Origin of the sequence: Pseudomonas sp. 34 E 7 (assembly GCF_900005715.1) — a bacterium.
Lineage (GTDB): Bacteria > Pseudomonadota > Gammaproteobacteria > Pseudomonadales > Pseudomonadaceae > Aquipseudomonas > Aquipseudomonas orientalis_A.
Genome location: NZ_CVTX01000168.1, coordinates 59,267 through 78,037 on the forward strand (window position 1 = coordinate 59,267; position 18,771 = coordinate 78,037).

Below are 18,771 nucleotides of genomic sequence, written 5' to 3' on the forward strand. Positions count from 1 at the left end.
GGGCCGACCGATGCTGCATAACTCCATTCTCGACGTGATCGGCCAAACCCCGATCGTGCGTCTGGCGCAGTTTTCCGAAGACCTCGGCATCGAGGTCTACGCCAAGCTGGAATCCCTCAACCCGGGCGGCAGCCACAAGGCGCGCATCGCCCTGGGCATGATCCTCGACGCCGAGCGCCGGGGCGTGCTGATGCGCGACTGCGGACAAACCATCATCGAACCCAGCGGCGGCAATACCGGTATCGGCCTGGTGATGGCGGGCAATGTGCTCGGCTACAAAGTGGTGCTGGTCATCCCGGACAACTACAGTCCCGAAAAACAGAAGCTGCTGCGCCTGTATGGCGCCAGGGTGGTGCTCTCGGACAGCCGCCTGGGCAACAACTCCCACGGCGAAAAGTGCATGGAACTGCTGTTGGAAAACCCCAATTACGTGATGCTCAACCAGCAGCGCAACGGCGCCAACCCGCAAACCCATCGCGACACCACTGCGCCGGAAATCCTCCGCGCCTTTGGCGAACGGCGGGTGGACTACTTCGTCAGCGGCATCGGCACCGGCGGGCATATCACCGGTATCGGCGAAACCCTCAAGGCCGCCTGGCCGGCACTGCGCATCATGGGCGTGGAGCCGGAGGAATGCGACTTGCTCAAGGACCGGCACGCCCCGCACGCCATCCAGGGCCTGTCGATTGGCCTGATCCCGAGCATTCTCAACCTGGACGTACTGGACGGCATGCTCAAGGTGTCGCATGGGGCGTGCCTGGAGATGATCAAACGCATCATGCGCACCGACGCCATCAGCCTGGGGCTGTCCTCGGCCGCCAACATGGTCGCCATCGCCCAACTCGCCCCGGAACTGCCGCCCGAAACGGTGGTGCTGACCATGGTCTACGACAATGCCGACAGCTACCTGCCCAGTTTCGAATAGCCGGTTACCCAACCAACCAGAATGCGGGGGTGCCTCCATGGGAGGCTTTATCGACATGCAACAGCTGCACGATGAGTTGCTTACCCACCTCATCCAGACCCTGACGCCCGGGCAGATGAAGCAGCTGGAACCGCACCTGGCGCCACTGGTCCAGAACGCCGCCCAGGCGGTGGCCGAGGACCTGATCGCCTACGCCTATCGCGACCCGGCTTCGCGCGGACGCGGTGAGCTGATCCTGGAATCCTATGCCTCGTTCAAGGCGGTGTTGTTCTACCGGCTCGCGCACCTGGTGTGGCATTTTCCGGAGCCCGCCCACGGCGTATTCACCCGCATTGCGCTCAAGCTCAGCAACCAGGGCAAGATCCTGTCCGGGGCCGAGATTCACCCGGCTGCGCGCATCGGCCGACGCTTTGTGCTGGACCATGGCTACGGCACGGTCATCGGTGAAACCTGCGAGATCGGTCACGACTGCTACATCCTCTGCGGTGTGACCCTGGGCGCGCGCGGTATTGCCAACAACCCGGACGGCAAGCGTCATCCGCGCCTGGGCAACCATGTCGAGGTCGGCGCCGGGGCGAGGGTGCTGGGCTACGTGCAGATCGGTGACAACGTGTTTATCAGCCCGGCCTGCGTCATTACCCAGGACGTGCCGGCGGGCACCAAGGTCAAGGTGGTCAACCAGATCCAGTTGCAGAAAAACGATGAATCGGAGCACAGCAACTACCTCGGCGCGTTCGCGTTGGATGAGCGCCTGCACGTGGTCGGCGAGGTCGATGCGGGGCATAAGGTCACGGTGCTGGACGCCGACTTTCATCCCCTGCCGGGGCTGATGCTCGAACCCACGGTGAAGGAGCGTCATCACCTGCAATTTCGCCTGCATCGCCAGGGCGTCAGCGAACAACTGCCACGCCTGCCGCTGAACCTGAAAGTCTGCGGCCCGGCGTTCGAAATCACCCTGCTCTCTCCCCCTGGCTTGAGTGCGATGGTGCGTCACCTGTTGCAAGCCAGCCCACTGATCGTTGGAGGTTGAATATGTCCGTGCACACCATGGAAACCCTGGCGCTGTTCGACAGCGCGCCCTATCAAAACGCCTTCAGCGCCCGGGTGATTGCCGTCAGCGAGCACGGCGTCGCGCTGGAACACACGTTGTTCTACCCCACCGGCGGTGGGCAACCGGGTGACACCGGCCACTTCACCCTGGCCGACGGCACCCGCGTGCAGGTCACCGGCACGGTGCGTGATCCGGTACTGCGCTCGATCATCTGGCATCAGGTGGACCATTGCCCGGCGCAACTGATTGCCGGCGCCCAGGTAGACGCCGGCCTGGACTGGGAGCGCCGCTACCAGCACATGAAGATGCACACCTGCCTGCACTTGCTGTGTTCGATCATCGACGCGCCCGTCACCGGTTGCAGCATCAGCGCGGACAAGGGTCGCCTGGATTTCGACCTGCCGGAAATGACCCTGGACAAAGACAGCATCACCCGCGACCTCAACGCACTGATCGAGCAGGCGCACCCGGTGCAAACCCTGTCGATGGCCGCCACCGAGTACGCCACCCTGCTGCAGATCACCCGCACCCAGGCCGTTGCGCCGCCGGTCATCCAGGGCTCGGTTCGGGTGATTGAAATTGCAGGCATCGACATCCAGCCGTGTGGCGGCACCCACGTGCTCAATACCGAGGAAATCGGCCGGGTGTTCTGCGAGAAGATCGAAAAGAAGAGCAAGCATAACCGCAGGGTGATTTTGCGGTTTGAAGGCTGAAATGTGGGAGGGGGCTTGCCCCCGATGGCGGTGGGTCAGTCACCTGATGCACTGACTGACACTCAGCTATCGGGGGCAAGCCCCCTCCCACATTGACCGCGTTGTTTTCTAGATCATGAACAGGTCCATGAAACGGTTGACTGGGGTAGCCTCAAGCCGTGCCTGGTCCGTGCACAAGGCAAAAATCTCGGCGCTGCGCTGCGCAGGGAAGCGCGTCGCCAGATTGGCTTTGAACTTGGCTTCCAGCAGAGGAATCCCATCCTCCCGACGACGGCGATGGCCAATCGGATACTCCACCGCCACCTGCTCGGTGCAGGTGCCGTCGGTGAAGAACACCTGCACCGCGTTGGCGATGGAGCGCTTGTCAGCCTCCAGGTATTCGCGGCTGTAACGCGGGTCTTCAACGATGACCATTTTCCCGCGCAGCTCATCGATGATCGGATGGGCGGCATGGAAATGGTCTTCATACTGTTCGGCCACCAGGTCGCCGAAGGCCAGGGGCACGGCGGTCATGTATTGCAGGCAATGGTCACGGTCCGCGGCGTTGGCCAATGGGCCAACCTTGGAAATGATACGAATGGCCGACTCGTGGGTGGTGATCACGATACGTTCGACTTCATGCAGGCGCTGCTTGACCTGCGGATGCAGGATGACCGCCGCTTCGCAGGCAGTCTGCGCATGAAATTCAGCGGGAAAGCTGATCTTGAACAGCACGTTTTCCATCACATAGGTGCCGTAGGGCTGGGACAGGCTGAACCTGCGCTGTTCTTCCGGCTTGAGGGCCAGGTCCTTGTTGGTGTGGCTGAACAAAACGTCGTAGAAGCCCCACTGCGGCGCGCTCAGTACACCGGGTATGCCCATCTCGCCACGCATCGCGATATCCGCCAGACGCACCCCGCGACTCGATGCATCGCCCGCCGCCCAGGACTTGCGCGAACCGGCATTGGGCGCATGACGGTAAGTGCGCAACGCCTGCCCGTCGACAAACGCATGGGACAAGGCGGCGAGCAGTTGCTCGCGGTTGGCGCCCATCAGCTTGGCAGTGACTGCCGTCGAGGCGACTTTGACCAGCAGCACATGGTCGAGGCCGACGCGATTGAAGGCGTTTTCCAGGGCGATCACGCCCTGGATCTCGTGGGCCATGATCATCGCTTCCAGCACCGTGCGTACGCTCAGCGGCGCGTCGCCGTTGGCCACGCGTTGCTGCGACAGATGATCAGCCACCGCGAGGATGCCGCCCAGATTGTCCGAAGGGTGGCCCCACTCCGCCGCGAGCCAGGTGTCGTTGTAATCGAGCCAGCGCACGATGCAGCCGATGTCCCAGGCGGCCTTGACCGGGTCCAGCCGCAACGAAGTGCCCGGCACCCGTGCGCCGAACGGCACCACGGTGCCTTCGACGAGCGGCCCCAGGTGCTTGGTGCACTCGGGAAAGCGCAACGCCAGCAGGCCGCAGCCGAGGGTGTCCATCAGGCAGTTGCGTGCGGTGTCCAGGGCGGCTTGGGACTCGACTTGGTAGGTGAGGACATAGTCGGCAATGTCCTGCAGGACCTGGTCGTAGTCGGGACGGTTGTTCTGGTCGACGTTGGCGCTCATGGCAGTTCTCCAAATGGGTGGTTTATTCCTCAGGGTCACGGTTGATCATCAGGGCAGGTCTGGTTGCCTGCCTTGGAATAGAAATCCACTGTGGGAGGGGGCTTGCCCCCGATGGGGTGGATCAATTGATGAATGTGTCGACTGACACACCGCAATCGGGGGCAAGCCCCCTCCCACATAAAGCTCAGTGCCGGGTTTTAGAATGAGTCGCCGGGGACGCGCACGAAACCTTCCATCAACACCCGCGCACTGCGGCTCATGATGGCTTTCTTCACCACCCATTCACCGTTGACTTGCGTCGCCTCGGCACCGACGCGCAAGGTGCCCGATGGATGGCCGAAGCGCACGGCGTTGCGCTCCACGCCACCTGCCGCCTGGTTGACCAGGGTGCCGGAAATCGCCGCCGCCGTGCCGATCGCCACCGCCGCCGTGCCCATCATGGCGTGGTGCAACTTGCCCATGGATAGGGCCCGCACCAGCAGGTCCACATCGCCGGCCTTGACGGCCTTGCCGCTGGAGGCCACGTAATCGGCAGGCTTGGCCACGAACGCAACCTTCGGCGTGTGCTGGCGCTGGGCCGCTTCGTCCAGGTGTTTGATCAGGCCCATGCGCAACGCGCCATAGGCACGCACGGTCTCGAACATCGCCAGGGCCTGCGGGTCGCCGTTGATTGCGCCTTGCAGCTCGGTGCCGGTGTAGCCCAGGTCTTGAGCATTGATGAAAATCGTCGGGATGCCGGCATTGATCAGGGTGGCCTTGAAGGTGCCGACACCCGGCACTTCCAGTTCGTCGATCAGGTTGCCGGTGGGGAACATCGAGCCGCCACCGCCCTCTTCTTCCGCCGCAGGGTCGATGAATTCCAGCTGCACTTCGGCGGCGGGAAAGGTCACGCCGTCGAGTTCGAAATCACCGGTTTCCTGCACCGCACCGTCGGTAATCGGCACGTGGGCAATGATGGTCTTGCCGATATTGGCCTGCCATATGCGCACCACGGCCACGCCGTTGTGGGGCACGCGGCCCGGGTCGACCAGGCCGGCGCTGATGGCGAACGAACCGACCGCCGCCGACAGGTTGCCGCAGTTGCCACTCCAGTCGACAAACGGCTTGTCGATGGAGACCTGGCCAAACAGGTAATCCACGTCGTGCCCGGCACGGGTGCTCCTGGACAGGATCACGCTTTTGCTGGTGCTGGACGTGGCGCCGCCCATGCCGTCGATCTGCTTGTCATAGGGGTCGGGGCTGCCGATCACCCGCAACAGCAAGGCGTCACGGGCCGCACCCGGCACCTGGGCCGATGGCGGCAGGTCCTCGAGGCTGAAGAAAACCCCCTTGCTGGTGCCGCCACGCATATAGGTGGCGGGGATCTTGATTTGCGCTGCGTGTGCCATGGTTATCCTCTTCAGGCGGTCGCCGCCGATTCCAGGAAGTCCTGGGCAAAACGTTGCAACACGCCGCCCGCCTCGTAGATCGACACTTCTTCAGCGGTGTCCAGGCGGCAGGTCACCGGCACTTCGACACGCTCGCCATTTTTGCGGTTTATCACCAGAGTCAGTTGCGCACGCGGCGTGCGTTCGCCGAGCACGTCATAGGTTTCGCTGCCGTCGATCTTGAGTGTGTGGCGGTCGGTGCCCGGCAGGAACTCCAGGGGCAATACGCCCATGCCGACCAGGTTGGTGCGGTGAATACGCTCGAAACCCTCGGCGGCGATCGCTTCCACCCCGGCCAGGCGTACGCCCTTGGCCGCCCAGTCGCGCGACGAGCCCTGGCCGTAGTCGGCACCGGCGATGATGATCAGCGGCTGCTTGCGTTCCATGTAGGTTTCGATGGCTTCCCACATCCGCGTGACCTTGCCTTCCGGCTCGATACGCGCCAGGGAGCCCTGCTTGACCTTGCCGTTTTCCTGCACCATTTCGTTGAACAGTTTCGGGTTGGCGAAGGTGGCACGTTGCGCGGTCAGGTGATCGCCCCGGTGCGTCGCGTAGGAGTTGAAGTCAACTTCCGGCAGGCCCATTTTCGCCAGGTACTCGCCGGCGGCGCTATCGAGCATGATCGCGTTGGACGGCGACAGGTGATCGGTGGTGATGTTGTCCGGCAGCACCGCCAGCGGGCGCATGCCCTTGAGCGGACGCGCACCGGCCAATGCACCTTCCCAATACGGCGGGCGGCGAATATAGGTGCTTTGCGGGCGCCAGTCGTACAGCGGGGTGACTTTGGGACCGGTGTCTTCGTGAATCGCGAACATCGGGATGTACACCGCGCGAAACTGCTCCGGCTTGACCGACGCCTTGACCACTGCGTCGATCTCTTCGTCGCTTGGCCAGATGTCCTGCAGGCGGATTTCCTTGCCGTCGGCGTCGAGCCCGAGCACGTCTTTCTCGATATCGAACCGAATGGTGCCGGCAATCGCATAGGCCACGACCAGCGGCGGCGAGGCCAGGAACGCCTGCTTGGCATACGGGTGAATGCGCCCGTCGAAGTTGCGGTTGCCCGACAGCACGGCAGTGGCGTACAGGTCGCGGTCGATGATTTCCTGCTGGATCAGCGGGTCGAGCGCGCCGGACATGCCGTTGCAGGTGGTGCAGGCAAAGGCCACCACGCCAAACCCGAGTTTTTCCAGCTCATGCCCCAGGCCTGCTTCCTCCAGGTACATGGCCACGGTTTTCGAGCCCGGCGCCAGGGACGACTTGACCCACGGCTTGCGCGTCAGCCCGAGCCTGTTGGCATTACGTGCCAGCAGGCCGGCGGCGATCACGTTGCGCGGGTTACTGGTGTTGGTGCAACTGGTGATGGCGGCGATGATCACGGCGCCGTCGGGCATTTGCCCTGGCACTTCGTCCCACTGCCCGCTGATGCCTTTTGACGCCAGGTCGCGGGTGGCGACACGGGCGTGCGGATTGCTCGGGCCGGCCATGTTGCGCACAACGCTGGACAGGTCGAATGTCAGGCCACGCTCGTAGTGCGCGCCCTTGAGATCATCGGCCCACAGGCCGGTGTGGCGCGCATATTGTTCGACCAGGGCGACTTGTTCGTCTTCCCGGCCAGTGAGTTTCAGGTAGGCGATGGTCTGCTGGTCGATGTAGAACATGGCCGCAGTGGCGCCGTATTCGGGGGCCATGTTGGAAATCGTCGCACGGTCGCCCAGGGTCAATGCCGACGCCCCTTCCCCGAAGAACTCCAGCCAGGCGCCGACCACCTTCTGTTGGCGCAGGAACTCGGTCAGCGCCAGCACCATATCGGTGGCGGTGATACCCGGCTGCAGCTTGCCGGTCAGCTCCACGCCGACGCTTTCGGGCAGGCGCATCCACGACGCACGCCCAAGCATCACGCTTTCGGCCTCAAGGCCGCCGACGCCGATGGCGATCACGCCCAGGGCATCCACATGCGGGGTGTGGCTGTCGGTGCCGACGCACGTGTCGGGGAACGCCACACCGTCACGTACCTGAATCACCGGGGACATTTTCTCCAGGTTGATCTGGTGCATGATGCCGTTGCCGGGCGGGATCACGTCGACGTTCTTGAAGGCCTTCTTGGTCCACTCGATAAAGTGAAAGCGATCTTCGTTGCGGCGGTCTTCGATGGCGCGGTTTTTTTCGAACGCCTGGGGGTCGGCACCACCGGCTTCGACGGCCAGTGAGTGATCGACGATCAACTGGGTGGGCACCACCGGGTTGACCTGCGCCGGATCGCCGCCTTGCAGGGCAATGGCGTCGCGCAGGCCGGCCAGGTCCACCAGCGCGGTCTGGCCGAGGATGTCATGGCAGACCACGCGGGCCGGGAACCAGGGGAAATCGAGGTCACGCCGGCGTTCGATCAGTTGGCTCAGGGATGCGTTGAGGGTGGCCGGGTCGCAGCGGCGCACCAGGTTTTCCGCGAGTACGCGTGAGGTATACGGCAAGGTGGCATAGGCGCCGGGGCTGATTGCCTCGACAGCCGCACGGGCGTCGAAGAAATCCAGGCGGCTGCCGGGGAGCGGTTTGCGAAATTCAGTGTTCATCGTCAGGACTCGGTCACGGTGATAACAAAAAGGACCCACTGATCCAGCGTTGAAATGCCATTTAAATGTGGGAGGGGGCTTGCCCCCGATGGCGGTGTATCAGTCGACACATGTGCTGCATGACACACTGCTATCGGGGGCAAGCCCCCTCCCACACGTTGATCGCATTCCAGTCCCGGGTCCGCGGGCCCTCTCATTCAGCGACGTTCGATTGGCACGAACTTGCGCTGCTCAACACCGATGTACTCGGCGCTTGGACGGATGATGCGGTTATTGGCGCGCTGCTCGAACACATGCGCCGCCCAGCCGGTGAGCCGCGAGCAGACGAAAATCGGCGTGAACAGCTTGGTGGGAATGCCCATGAAGTGGTACGCCGAGGCATGGTAGAAATCGGCATTGGGGAACAGTTTCTTCTGCTCCCACATGGTCTTGTCGATGGCTTCGGACACCGGGAACAACACCGTGTCGCCCACCTCGTCAGCGAGTTTTTTCGACCAGCCCTTGATCACTTCGTTACGCGGGTCGCTGTCCTTGTAGATCGCGTGGCCAAAACCCATGATCTTGTCCTTGCGCGCCAGCATGCCGAGGGTGCCTTCGACGGCTTCTTCGGCCGAACCGAAACGCTCGATCATCTCCATCGCCGCTTCGTTGGCACCGCCGTGCAGCGGGCCGCGCAGGGAACCGATGGCCGCGGTGACGCAGGAATACAGGTCGGACAAGGTCGACGCACAGACCCGGGCGGTGAAGGTCGAGGCGTTGAATTCGTGTTCGGCGTAGAGGATCAGCGACACGTTCATCACTTTGACATGCAGGTCGCTCGGCTTCTTGCCATGCAGCAGGTGCAGGAAGTGCCCGCCAATGCTCGGCTCGTCGGTGACGCAGTCGATGCGTTTGCCGTCGTGGCTGAAGCGGTACCAGTAGCACATGATCGCCGGGAACGCGGCGAGCAGGCGGTCGGTGACGTCATGCTGCACGCTGAAGTCTTTTTCCGGCTCGATATTGCCCAGGAACGAACAACCGGTGCGCATCACGTCCATCGGGTGGGCGTCGGCGGGGATGCGCTCGAGCACTTCCTTCAACGCTTGCGGCAAGTCGCGCAGCTTGCCCAGCCTGGTGCTGTAGGCCGCCAGTTCGGCCTGGGTCGGCAGTTCGCCGTACAGCAGCAGGTAGGCAACTTCTTCAAATTGCGCATCGGCGGCCAGTTCACGCACGTCATAGCCGCGATAGGTCAAGCCGGCACCGGCCTGGCCCACGGTTGACAGTGCGGTCTGCCCGGCCACCTGGCCACGCAGGCCGGCGCCACTCAATACTTTTGCTTCAGCCATGGTTCTTCTCCCATTTTATAGTTGTTCAGAGAGCCGTTACTTCTTCGCGGCAAACAGCGCGTCGAGCTTCTGCTCGAAGGTGTGGTAGTCGATACGATCGTAAAGCTCCATGCGGGTTTGCATGGTGTCGATCACATTCTGCTGCGTACCGTCGCGGCGGATGGCGGTGTACACATTCTCGGCGGCCTTATTCATGGCGCGGAAGGCCGAGAGCGGGTACAGCACGATGGAAACATCGGCAGATTTCAACTGTTCGGTGGTGAACAGCGGGGTCGCGCCGAATTCGGTGATGTTGGCCAGGATCGGTGCTTTCACCCGCGAGGCGAACAGCTTGTACATCTCAAGTTCGGTGATGGCTTCCGGGAACACCATGTCGGCGCCGGCCTCTATGCAGGCGGCGGCGCGCTCAAGGGCGGACTCCAGACCTTCAACGGCCAGGGCGTCGGTGCGGGCCATGATCACGAAGCTGTCATCGGTGCGCGCGTCCACGGCGGCCTTGATGCGGTCGACCATTTCCTGCTGGGACACGATTTCCTTGTTAGGGCGATGGCCGCAACGCTTGGCGCCGACCTGGTCTTCGATATGGATGGCGGCGGCGCCGAACTTGATCATGGACTTGACGGTGCGCGCCACGTTGAACGCCGAGGAACCGAAACCGGTGTCCACGTCCACCAGCAGCGGCAGGTCGCACACATCGGTGATACGGCGTACATCGGTCAGCACGTCATCCAGGCCGGTGATGCCCAGGTCCGGTACGCCCAGGGAGCCGGCGGCCACGCCGCCGCCTGACAGGTAGATCGCCTTGAAGCCGGCGCGCTTGGCCAGCAAGGCGTGGTTGGCATTGATTGCGCCAACCACCTGCAACGGCTGTTCACTGGCGACCGCGTCTCGGAAACGCTGGCCTGGGGTGCTCTTGTTCGTGGAACTCATGACTCACCTCTATTTATTGGGGAGCGCCGTCCGGAAAGTGACGGGCGATGTTGCGTTTGGAAGCACCGATATGCCGGCGCATCAACAGTTCGGCCAGTTCACCGTCGCGATCGGCAATCGCGTCAAGAATGCGGTGATGCTCGGCAAAGGCCTGGCGGGGACGGTTGGGGGTGGTGGAAAACTGAATGCGGTACATGCGCACCAATTGGTACAGCTCACCGCAGAGCATCTGGGTCAGGGTGCGGTTACCGGCACCTTGAATGATCCGGTAATGAAAATCGAAGTCACCTTCCTGCTGGTAATAGCCGACACCGGCCTGGAACGCGGCGTCCCGTTCATGGGTGTGCAATACCTGGCGCAGTTCTTCGATTTCCGCGTCGGTCATGCGCTCGGCCGCCAGCCGGCAAGCCATGCCTTCCAATGACTCGCGGATTTCATACAGCTCGATCAGCTCGGCGTGACTCAATGACACCACCCGCGCGCCGACATGGGGCACCCGTACCAGCAGGCGCTGGCCTTCCAGACGGTGAATCGCCTCGCGCAACGGGCCACGGCTGATGCCGTAGGTACGCGCCAGCTCCGGTTCGGAAATCTTCGTGCCGGGGGCGATCTCGCCCTTGACGATGGCGGCCTGGATGCGTCGGAAGACGTTTTCCGACATAGTTTGGGATTCATCCGACAGCGCCGACGGAAACTCCGAGTGATCCAGCATATTGTCGACACCTTTAAAAGCAATGCGGCAAAAACTAGCCAATACTCACTGCTTAGTCAAAGAATAAATCAACATTGTCGACAATCGTCTAATAACCTTATTGGCCGTTGATGAGCATGGCCGCCTGCCAGCGCTGGCGCCAAAAAAGCATCATGTTAGAATGCCCGCCGCTTTTGCCTGACATCTCAAGATGAAATGGCGCACGAGGGAGCTTGCGCAGTAATGCCAGTCGCCTTGAATTTCGCACTGCATCGCCTCAGGAACTATGAGACTCAAGCCCTTCCCCCTATTGTTGTTATGCCTATTGTCCATACCGAGCCTTGGCGTTGCCGCCGAGAAGACGGTGTATGGCCTGAACGAATACGCCAAGCTGGCGGGCATCGACCTGGAAGTCGCGGCCAAACTCGACACCGGCGCCAAGACCGCCTCGCTGAGTGCGCGCGATATCAAACGCTTCAAGCGCAACGGCGAATCCTGGGTACGCTTCTACCTGGCCATCGATACCGCCCACTCCCACCCCATCGAACGCCCCCTGGCCCGAGTCAGCAAAATCAAGCGCCGCGCCGATGACTACGACCCCGATGAGGACAAGCAGTACACCGCTCGTCCGGTGATTGCCCTGGATATCTGCATGGGCAGCGCTTTACGCAGTATCGAAGTGAACTTGACCGACCGCAGCACCTTCCAATATCCGCTGCTGATCGGCTCCGAAGCGCTCAAGCGCTTTGATGCGCTGATCGACCCCAGCCTTAAATATGCAGCAGGCAAACCTGCCTGCGCCGCCGACGCTCATACCGCCGAGTAAACCGAATGCGCTCTCTGACCCTGCACCTGAAAATCCTGATCACCATTCTGGTGGTGCTGGGTATTTCGGTCACCGCCTACCAGATCTTCGTGCTGGGCATCCCTGTCACCGAGGACGCCACCGACGACTTGTGGAACATCGACGCCAAGGTCGAGTTCGTCGCCAACCCCAAGGACCCGGTGAAGATTTCGATGTTCGTGCCGCCGTTGAGCCGCGACTTCGTCAGCCTCAATGAGAGTTTCATCTCGAACAACTACGGGGTGAGCGTCAACCGCGCCGACGGCAACCGCAAGGTCACCTGGTCGGCGCGCCGCGCCAAGGGTAACCAGACGCTGTATTACCGCCTGGTGCTGACCAAGCGCTACAGCGGTGAAAAGGTCAAGATCAAGGGCCCGACCTTTCGCGACAGCATCGCCGTGGAAGGCCCGGAAAAAATCGCCGCCGAAGCTTTGCTTGCGCCGATTCGCCAGCACTCGGCAGACGTCGAAACCTTTATCACCGAAGCCATCAAGCGCACCAACAACCTCAACGACGACAATGTAAAACTGCTGCTGGCGGGCGACCCGTCGACGCCGCACAAGGCCAAGATCGTCGAATTGCTGTTGTCCATCGCCCACGTCCCGGTGGAAAAAGTCCACACCATCCGCCTCGTCGCCGACCAGCCGCAATCGCCTGAACTGTGGCTGCGCAGCTTCAACGGCAACGACTGGCTGTACTTCAACCCGGAAACCGGTGAGCAAGGCCTGCCCGCCGACCGCCTGCTGTGGTGGACCGGCGATGAAAACCTGATCACGGTCGATGGCGGCAAGAAAGCCATGGTCACCTTCAGCCTGAACAACAGCGAGATGAATGCCATTCGCCTGGCCAAGCTGACCGACGAAAACACCGACGCCAACTTTCTCGAATACTCGCTGTACGGCCTGCCGCTGCAAACCCAGCAGACGTTCATGATCATGGTGATGATCCCGATTGGCGTGCTGGTGATCCTGATCCTGCGCAACCTGATCGGCCTGCAGACCCTCGGCACCTTCACCCCGGTGCTGATTGCCCTGGCGTTTCGCGAGACGCAACTGGGCTTCGGCATTGTGCTGTTCACCATTATTACCGCACTGGGGCTGTCGCTCAGGTCCTACCTGGAACACCTCAAGCTGCAGATGCTGCCGCGCCTGTCGGTGGTGCTGACCTTCGTGGTGGTGCTGATTGCCGCCATCAGCCTGTTCAGCCACAAGCTGGGCCTGGAGCGAGGCCTGTCGGTGGCGCTGTTCCCGATGGTGATCCTGACCATGACCATCGAGCGCCTGTCGATCACCTGGGAAGAGCGTGGCGCCAACCATGCGCTGAAAGTCGCGATCGGCACGCTGTTCGCAGCCTCCCTGGCGCACATCATCATGAGCGTGCCGGAGCTGGTCTACTTCGTGTTCACCTTCCCGGCGATCCTGCTGATCCTGGTAGGTTTCATGCTGGCCATGGGGCGTTATCGCGGTTATCGCCTGACCGAACTGGTACGTTTCAAGGCGTTCTTGAAGGCTGACTCGTAATGTTCGGCTTCTGGAAGACCTGGAAAGCCCTGGAGGCGCGCGGGATCATGGGCATCAACCGGCGTAACGCCGACTACGTGCTCAAGTACAACAAGCGCAGCCTGTACCCGATCGTGGATGACAAGATCATCACCAAGGAGCGGGCCATGGCGGCCGGCATCCATGTGCCGCAAATGTACGGGGTGATCTCCACCGAGAAGGAAATCGACAAGCTCGACGACATTATCGGCGGGCGCAGCGACTTCGTGATCAAGCCCGCCCAGGGTGCCGGCGGCGACGGCATCCTGGTGGTGGCGGACCGTTTTGAAGGGCGCTATCGCACGGTGTCCGGCAAGATCATCAGCCACGAAGAAATCGAGCATCAGATTTCCAGCATCCTGACCGGCCTGTACTCCCTGGGCGGCCACCGCGACCGCGCCTTGATCGAATACCGCGTGGTGCCCGACCAGATCTTCAAGAGCATCAGCTACGAAGGCGTGCCGGATATCCGCATCATTGTGCTGATGGGGTATCCGGTGATGGCGATGCTGCGTTTGCCGACCCGTCAGTCCGGTGGCAAGGCCAACCTGCACCAGGGCGCGATTGGCGTGGGCGTGGATCTGGCCACCGGCCTGACCCTGCGTGGCACATGGCTGAACACCATCATCACCAAGCACCCCGATACCACCAATGCGGTGGATGGCGTGCAACTGCCCAACTGGGACGGCTTCATGAAGTTGGCGGCCGGCTGTTACGAGCTGTGCGGCCTGGGCTATATCGGCGTGGACATGGTGCTCGACCAGGAAAAAGGCCCGCTGATCCTGGAGCTGAACGCGCGGCCGGGGCTGAATATCCAGATTGCCAACGACTGCGGCCTGACCCTGCGCACCCATGCGGTGGAGGCGCGGCTGGAAGAACTGAAAGCCGCCGGCGTGACCGAAACCGTGGAAGAGCGGGTGAAGTTCGTACAGGAAATGTTCGGTCATATTCCGCCGGTGGAAGGCTGATCCGGTCTTCAAACTGTCTATCCCCGACATCCCCTCTAGGAGCAAATCCTACAGGGGACTACAATCCCCTCCCCCGCGCCACTGGCTGATCCACCCCCGCATGTCGACCTGTTCCGTACATCCGCTGCCCTATCGGGCCAACCCCGCCGAGTACTTTACGGCGATTCGTCATGCCCCTGGCGCGGTGCTGCTCGACAGCGGCCGGCCGGCTGCCGAGCGTGGCCGTTACGACCTGCTCAGCGCCTGGCCGGAGGCGACCTTCGCGGTTGAGCCTGAGGAGCGCGGCGACAATTTCCTGCAACGCCTGCGCGATAGCCTGACGAACTTGGGCGAAGCGACGCTGCCCGCCGGTACAGAGCTGCCCTTTGCCGGTGGTTTGATCGGCTACCTGAGTTATGACTTCGGCCGCCACCTGGAACACATGCCGCACTTGGCGGTAGACGATTTGCACCTGCCGGACGCGCGCCTGGGCCTGTATGCCTGGGCGCTGATCAGTGATCACCAGGCGCAGACCAGCCAACTGGTGTTTCACCCCACACTGGCCGACCGTGAGCGGCAGCGCCTGATTGCCTTGTTCAGTCGGCCATTCACTGCGTCAACGGCCAGCTTCACGCTGCAAGGCCCCATGGCGCCGGACCTCACGGCCGAGGCGTACCGCCAGGCCATCGTGCGCATCCAGGACTATATCCAGGCCGGTGACTGCTATCAGGTCAACTTTGCCCAGCGTTTTCGCGCGCCGTGCGCCGGTGATCCCTGGGTGGCTTACTGCGCATTGCGCCAAGCGTGCCCGACGCCGTTCTCCGGATTTCAGAGCCTGCCGGATCACGGTGCGGTATTGAGCCTGTCGCCCGAGCGTTTCGTGCGGGTCAGCGAGCGCCATGTCGAAACCCGCCCGATCAAGGGCACCCGCCCCCGTGGCCTGACACCCCAGGAAGACGCCGCGCACGCCGACGAACTGTTGGCCAGCCCCAAGGATCGCGCGGAAAACCTGATGATCGTCGACCTGCTGCGCAACGACCTCGGCCGCAGTTGCCGAATCGGCTCGGTAAACGTACCGGAGCTGTTCAGCCTGGAAAGCTATCCCAACGTGCACCACCTGGTGAGCAGCGTCACCGGCACGCTGGCCGACGACAAGGATGCCCTCGACCTCATCGAAGGCAGCTTCCCCGGCGGCTCCATCACCGGCGCGCCGAAGATCCGCGCCATGCAGATCATCGACGAACTGGAGCCGACCCGACGTGGCTTGTACTGCGGTTCACTGATGTACCTGGACGTGCGCGGCGAAATGGACAGCTCCATTGCCATCCGCAGCCTGCTGGTCAAGGACGGGCAAGTGTGCTGCTGGGGCGGCGGCGGGATCGTGGCGGACTCGCAGTGGGAGGCGGAATATCAGGAGTCGCTGACGAAGGTACGGGTGTTGTTACACACCCTGGAAGCGCTCTAGAACCAGGCCATTCCTGCCGCGCAAGGCAGCGACTTCGCCACGAAAAACCCCGAATCAGAACGGTTGTGGACCGACGGTGAGCTGCGCGATAGCTTCCGTCTTCCAGCGCCCACCGGCCGTCTGTGAAGGATCACATATGCGACTGCTCAATCGTCAGGATTTGTTTCAGGAATTGCATCCTCTCCCGCTCCACTCTACTATCTCCCAAAACGGGAGGTCAGAACGATGCGCATAATCGCTCTCTCCACCCTACGAATATTCTGGGAGAGTCGCCCGGCTTTTGCCGACGCGAAAACGCCCTTGGTCGAGCTGTATCGCCATATGGAAAAAGCCACTTATCCGACACCACAGGCCCTCAAGGCAGAGCTCAGGACTGCGAGCATTCTCAAAGGCGCCAGGGTTGTGTTCAACGTGGGTGGCAACAAGTATCGGGTGATCATGTCGATCGATTATGAGCGACAACTTGGGTTTATCCGCTTCGTCGGCACCCACGCGCAGTACGACTCAATCAACGCGGAGACCGTGTGATGAACATCAAACCTATTCACTCTCAGGAAGACCTGGCCGCTGCGCTCGCGCGCGTCGAGCAGATTTGGGGAGCGGCCATCGGCAGCCCCGAAGGTGACGAACTCGAAATTCTCGCTGTTCTCATCGAGAAATACGAGGCGGAACATTTTCCAATGCCGCCTTCGGACCCAGTGGAAGCGATCAAATTCCGCATGGAACAAATGGGCTTGACCGCCCGCGATCTTGAACCCTTTATCGGCCCCAGCGGGCGAGTTTCAGAAGTTCTGAACGGCAAGCGCAAACTGAGCCTGGCGATGATCAAACGCCTGCATGAAGGATTGTGTATTCCTTACGAACGATTGCTGGCAGGCATTTAGGCGCAGGCTGGGAGGCCCATGTGGGAGGGGGCTTGCTCCCGATGAGGCCATCAGCCGCGCCGGATAACTTACAGGCTCAACGGCCGATTCGACGCCTTGATAAACTCCCGCTTCAAATCCTCAAATGTGTGCACGGCCGGAAACTGCGGGAATTCACGAATCACATTGTCTGGCGCATGGAACAGAATTCCGCGATCAGCCTCACTCAGCATTGTGGTGTCGTTGTAGGAATCGCCGGCAGCAATCACGCGGTAATACAGCGTCTTGAACGCCAGCACCGACTGGCGCTTGGGGTCTTTCTGGCGCAGTTGGTAACCGACCACCCGGTCGCTTTCATCGGTAATCAGGCGGTGGCAAAGCAAGGTCGGAAAGCCCAGCTGGCGCATCAGCGGCTGGGAGAACTCGTAGAAGGTGTCGGAGAGAATCACCACTTGAAAGCGTTCGCGCAGCCAGTTGACGAACTCGATGGCGCCGTCCAGTGGCTTGAGTGTCGCGATCACTTGCTGGATATCGGCAAGCTTGAGCCCATGCTCGTCGAGGATACGCAGGCGCTGCTGCATCAACACGTCGTAGTCGGGAATGTCACGGGTGGTGGCGCGCAGAGATTCAATACCGGTTTTTTCGGCGAAGGCGATCCAGATTTCCGGAACCAGCACCCCTTCCAGGTCGAGACAGGCAATTTCCACAAGACACTCCGTTCGTATTATTCAAGTTGAGCGAGCAAAAGGACTGCCGAACTCTAGCGATTCAAGCACGGCGCCGCAACGCAGGGCGGATTTTGATACCATCGCCGCCTATAGAGCGCTCAGCGCCACTGACCTGTAGGAACCGTCCTGATGAACCAAGCCTTCGACGTCGTTGAACTCGCCACGACCTATGCCAACAAGTCCGCCCAGGACATTCTCAAGCTGGCGTTCAGCCAGTTCGGTGACGACCTGTGGATTTCCTTCAGCGGCGCCGAAGATGTGGTGCTGGTGGACATGGCCTGGAAACTGAACAAGAACGTCAAGGTGTTCAGCCTCGACACCGGCCGGCTGCACCCGGAAACCTATCGGTTTATCGAACAGGTGCGTGACTTCTACAAGATCGACATCGAACTGATCTCGCCGGACCAGAGCAAGCTGGAACCCTTCGTCAAGGAGAAAGGCCTGTTCAGCTTCTATAGGGACGGTCATGGCGAGTGCTGCGGCATCCGCAAGATCGAACCGTTGCGCCGCAAACTCGCAGGTGTACGCGCCTGGGCCACAGGGCAGCGCCGCGATCAGAGCCCGGGCACCCGCAGTCAGGTGGCCGCGCTGGAAATCGATACGGCGTTCTCTACCCCGGAACGTACCCTGTACAAGTTCAACCCGCTGGCGCAGATGACCAGTGAGGAAATCTGGGGTTATATCCGCATGCTTGAGCTGCCCTATAACAGCCTGCATGAACGCGGCTTTATCAGCATTGGTTGCGAGCCCTGCACCCGCCCGGTATTGCCCAATCAGCACGAGCGTGAAGGCCGCTGGTGGTGGGAAGAAGCTACGCAGAAGGAATGCGGGCTGCATGCGGGGAATATCATCAGCAAGGCTTGAAGTTGATGCGGTAAAACCTGTGGGAGGGGGCTTGTGTGGGGGGGGCTTGCCCCCGATGAGCATAGGTATCTACACAATTTTGGTGCGACACCGCACCTGTAGCGAGGGAGCTAACGCGTATCTACCTGACGCTCCGAGGTCCAAATGTGGGAGGGGGCTTGCCCCCGATGGCGGCCTCTGGGCCTACCGGGATGTTGGATCAGATCGAGTACATATCCGTTTCTGCGGTAACGGCTACTTAGGGTTCCGCCCTGACGGCGGGTCACTTTGGAAAAGCCCCAAAGTAACCAAAGGGCTCTT

General features: G+C 61.6%; 17 protein-coding genes. 10 read left to right on the top strand and 7 right to left on the bottom strand.

Going from position 1 to position 18,771, the window contains the following annotated elements; all coding sequences use genetic code 11:
- The first annotated feature begins 10 nt into the window (after positions 1 to 10).
- Genes BFP96_RS22190 through BFP96_RS22200 form a run of 3 tightly spaced genes read left to right on the top strand, consistent with a single transcriptional unit; the run spans position 11 to position 2,689 of the window.
- Complete coding sequence (locus tag BFP96_RS22190) at positions 11 to 925, top strand: PLP-dependent cysteine synthase family protein (RefSeq protein WP_065937021.1); 915 nt, start codon at positions 11 to 13, stop codon at positions 923 to 925.
- Positions 926 to 962: 37 nt separating this feature from the next.
- A complete protein-coding gene (locus BFP96_RS22195) occupies positions 963 to 1,955 on the top strand; it encodes a serine O-acetyltransferase (RefSeq protein ID WP_065892333.1) in 993 nt (330 codons plus the stop codon).
- Between the two features lie 2 nt (positions 1,956 to 1,957).
- On the top strand, positions 1,958 to 2,689 hold the full coding sequence (locus BFP96_RS22200) for an alanyl-tRNA editing protein (protein WP_065892332.1): 732 nt from the start codon (positions 1,958 to 1,960) through the stop codon (positions 2,687 to 2,689).
- 108 nt (positions 2,690 to 2,797) lie between these two features.
- Here BFP96_RS22200 and prpD read toward each other — a convergent pair whose 3' ends face one another.
- The 6 genes from prpD to BFP96_RS22230 form a co-directional block, all read right to left on the bottom strand.
- Entirely contained in the window at positions 2,798 to 4,282 is a 1,485-nt protein-coding gene (prpD, locus tag BFP96_RS22205; protein ID WP_065892331.1) for a 2-methylcitrate dehydratase, read from the bottom strand.
- A 197-nt stretch (positions 4,283 to 4,479) separates the two neighbouring features.
- Positions 4,480 to 5,670, bottom strand: coding sequence for a 2-methylaconitate cis-trans isomerase PrpF (gene prpF / locus BFP96_RS22210; protein ID WP_065937022.1), 1,191 nt, complete (start codon positions 5,668 to 5,670; stop codon positions 4,480 to 4,482).
- An 11-nt stretch (positions 5,671 to 5,681) separates the two neighbouring features.
- Positions 5,682 to 8,276, bottom strand: coding sequence for a Fe/S-dependent 2-methylisocitrate dehydratase AcnD (gene acnD, locus BFP96_RS22215; RefSeq protein WP_065937023.1), 2,595 nt, complete (start codon positions 8,274 to 8,276; stop codon positions 5,682 to 5,684).
- Between the two features lie 197 nt (positions 8,277 to 8,473).
- Complete coding sequence (gene prpC / locus BFP96_RS22220; RefSeq protein WP_065937024.1) at positions 8,474 to 9,601, bottom strand: bifunctional 2-methylcitrate synthase/citrate synthase; 1,128 nt, start codon at positions 9,599 to 9,601, stop codon at positions 8,474 to 8,476.
- A gap of 36 nt (positions 9,602 to 9,637) precedes the next feature.
- Positions 9,638 to 10,531, bottom strand: coding sequence for a methylisocitrate lyase (gene prpB / locus BFP96_RS22225; RefSeq protein WP_057721179.1), 894 nt, complete (start codon positions 10,529 to 10,531; stop codon positions 9,638 to 9,640).
- A 13-nt stretch (positions 10,532 to 10,544) separates the two neighbouring features.
- On the bottom strand, positions 10,545 to 11,243 hold the full coding sequence (locus BFP96_RS22230; protein WP_065937025.1) for a GntR family transcriptional regulator: 699 nt from the start codon (positions 11,241 to 11,243) through the stop codon (positions 10,545 to 10,547).
- Positions 11,244 to 11,508: 265 nt separating this feature from the next.
- Between BFP96_RS22230 and BFP96_RS22235 the strand changes: the two genes are divergently transcribed.
- The 6 genes from BFP96_RS22235 (at position 11,509) to BFP96_RS22260 (ending at position 16,900) form a co-directional block, all read left to right on the top strand.
- Positions 11,509 to 12,048: a retropepsin-like aspartic peptidase RloA gene (locus tag BFP96_RS22235; protein WP_065892325.1), complete on the top strand. Its 540-nt coding sequence runs from the start codon at positions 11,509 to 11,511 to the stop codon at positions 12,046 to 12,048.
- A 5-nt stretch (positions 12,049 to 12,053) separates the two neighbouring features.
- Positions 12,054 to 13,586: an osmotic stress tolerance membrane protein RloB gene (locus BFP96_RS22240; protein ID WP_065887831.1), complete on the top strand. Its 1,533-nt coding sequence runs from the start codon at positions 12,054 to 12,056 to the stop codon at positions 13,584 to 13,586.
- Positions 13,586 to 14,572, top strand: a complete 987-nt coding sequence (locus tag BFP96_RS22245) for an alpha-L-glutamate ligase-like protein (RefSeq protein ID WP_065887830.1) — start codon at positions 13,586 to 13,588, stop codon at positions 14,570 to 14,572. The genes BFP96_RS22240 and BFP96_RS22245 overlap by 1 nt, the downstream gene beginning before the upstream one ends.
- 100 nt (positions 14,573 to 14,672) lie before the next feature.
- On the top strand, positions 14,673 to 16,016 hold the full coding sequence (pabB, locus tag BFP96_RS22250) for an aminodeoxychorismate synthase component I (RefSeq protein WP_065937026.1): 1,344 nt from the start codon (positions 14,673 to 14,675) through the stop codon (positions 16,014 to 16,016).
- Between the two features lie 225 nt (positions 16,017 to 16,241).
- A complete protein-coding gene (locus BFP96_RS22255; protein ID WP_065887828.1) occupies positions 16,242 to 16,544 on the top strand; it encodes a type II toxin-antitoxin system HigB family toxin in 303 nt (100 codons plus the stop codon).
- Complete coding sequence (locus BFP96_RS22260) at positions 16,544 to 16,900, top strand: helix-turn-helix domain-containing protein (protein ID WP_065892322.1); 357 nt, start codon at positions 16,544 to 16,546, stop codon at positions 16,898 to 16,900. The genes BFP96_RS22255 and BFP96_RS22260 overlap by 1 nt, the downstream gene beginning before the upstream one ends.
- Positions 16,901 to 16,968: 68 nt before the next feature.
- Here the strand turns inward: BFP96_RS22260 and thrH are convergent, their stop codons facing one another.
- Complete coding sequence (thrH, locus tag BFP96_RS22265; RefSeq protein ID WP_065892321.1) at positions 16,969 to 17,586, bottom strand: bifunctional phosphoserine phosphatase/homoserine phosphotransferase ThrH; 618 nt, start codon at positions 17,584 to 17,586, stop codon at positions 16,969 to 16,971.
- Between the two features lie 150 nt (positions 17,587 to 17,736).
- Here thrH and BFP96_RS22270 point away from each other — a divergent pair, with 150 nt between their 5' ends.
- Positions 17,737 to 18,471 carry a phosphoadenylyl-sulfate reductase gene (locus BFP96_RS22270; RefSeq protein WP_065898139.1) on the top strand — a complete coding sequence of 245 codons (735 nt, stop codon included), beginning with the start codon at positions 17,737 to 17,739 and terminating at the stop codon, positions 18,469 to 18,471.
- The last annotated feature ends 300 nt before the right edge of the window (positions 18,472 to 18,771 follow it).

Coding starts and splice junctions, on each gene's coding strand:
- BFP96_RS22190 (WP_065937021.1), top strand. CDS start 11: ATGCTGCATAACTCCATTCTCGACGTGATCGGCCAAACCCCGATCGTG.
- BFP96_RS22195 (WP_065892333.1), top strand. CDS start 963: ATGGGAGGCTTTATCGACATGCAACAGCTGCACGATGAGTTGCTTACC.
- BFP96_RS22200 (WP_065892332.1), top strand. CDS start 1,958: ATGTCCGTGCACACCATGGAAACCCTGGCGCTGTTCGACAGCGCGCCC.
- prpD (WP_065892331.1), bottom strand. CDS start 4,282: ATGAGCGCCAACGTCGACCAGAACAACCGTCCCGACTACGACCAGGTC.
- prpF (WP_065937022.1), bottom strand. CDS start 5,670: ATGGCACACGCAGCGCAAATCAAGATCCCCGCCACCTATATGCGTGGC.
- acnD (WP_065937023.1), bottom strand. CDS start 8,276: ATGAACACTGAATTTCGCAAACCGCTCCCCGGCAGCCGCCTGGATTTC.
- prpC (WP_065937024.1), bottom strand. CDS start 9,601: ATGGCTGAAGCAAAAGTATTGAGTGGCGCCGGCCTGCGTGGCCAGGTG.
- prpB (WP_057721179.1), bottom strand. CDS start 10,531: ATGAGTTCCACGAACAAGAGCACCCCAGGCCAGCGTTTCCGAGACGCG.
- BFP96_RS22230 (WP_065937025.1), bottom strand. CDS start 11,243: ATGCTGGATCACTCGGAGTTTCCGTCGGCGCTGTCGGATGAATCCCAA.
- BFP96_RS22235 (WP_065892325.1), top strand. CDS start 11,509: ATGAGACTCAAGCCCTTCCCCCTATTGTTGTTATGCCTATTGTCCATA.
- BFP96_RS22240 (WP_065887831.1), top strand. CDS start 12,054: ATGCGCTCTCTGACCCTGCACCTGAAAATCCTGATCACCATTCTGGTG.
- BFP96_RS22245 (WP_065887830.1), top strand. CDS start 13,586: ATGTTCGGCTTCTGGAAGACCTGGAAAGCCCTGGAGGCGCGCGGGATC.
- pabB (WP_065937026.1), top strand. CDS start 14,673: ATGTCGACCTGTTCCGTACATCCGCTGCCCTATCGGGCCAACCCCGCC.
- BFP96_RS22255 (WP_065887828.1), top strand. CDS start 16,242: ATGCGCATAATCGCTCTCTCCACCCTACGAATATTCTGGGAGAGTCGC.
- BFP96_RS22260 (WP_065892322.1), top strand. CDS start 16,544: ATGAACATCAAACCTATTCACTCTCAGGAAGACCTGGCCGCTGCGCTC.
- BFP96_RS22270 (WP_065898139.1), top strand. CDS start 17,737: ATGAACCAAGCCTTCGACGTCGTTGAACTCGCCACGACCTATGCCAAC.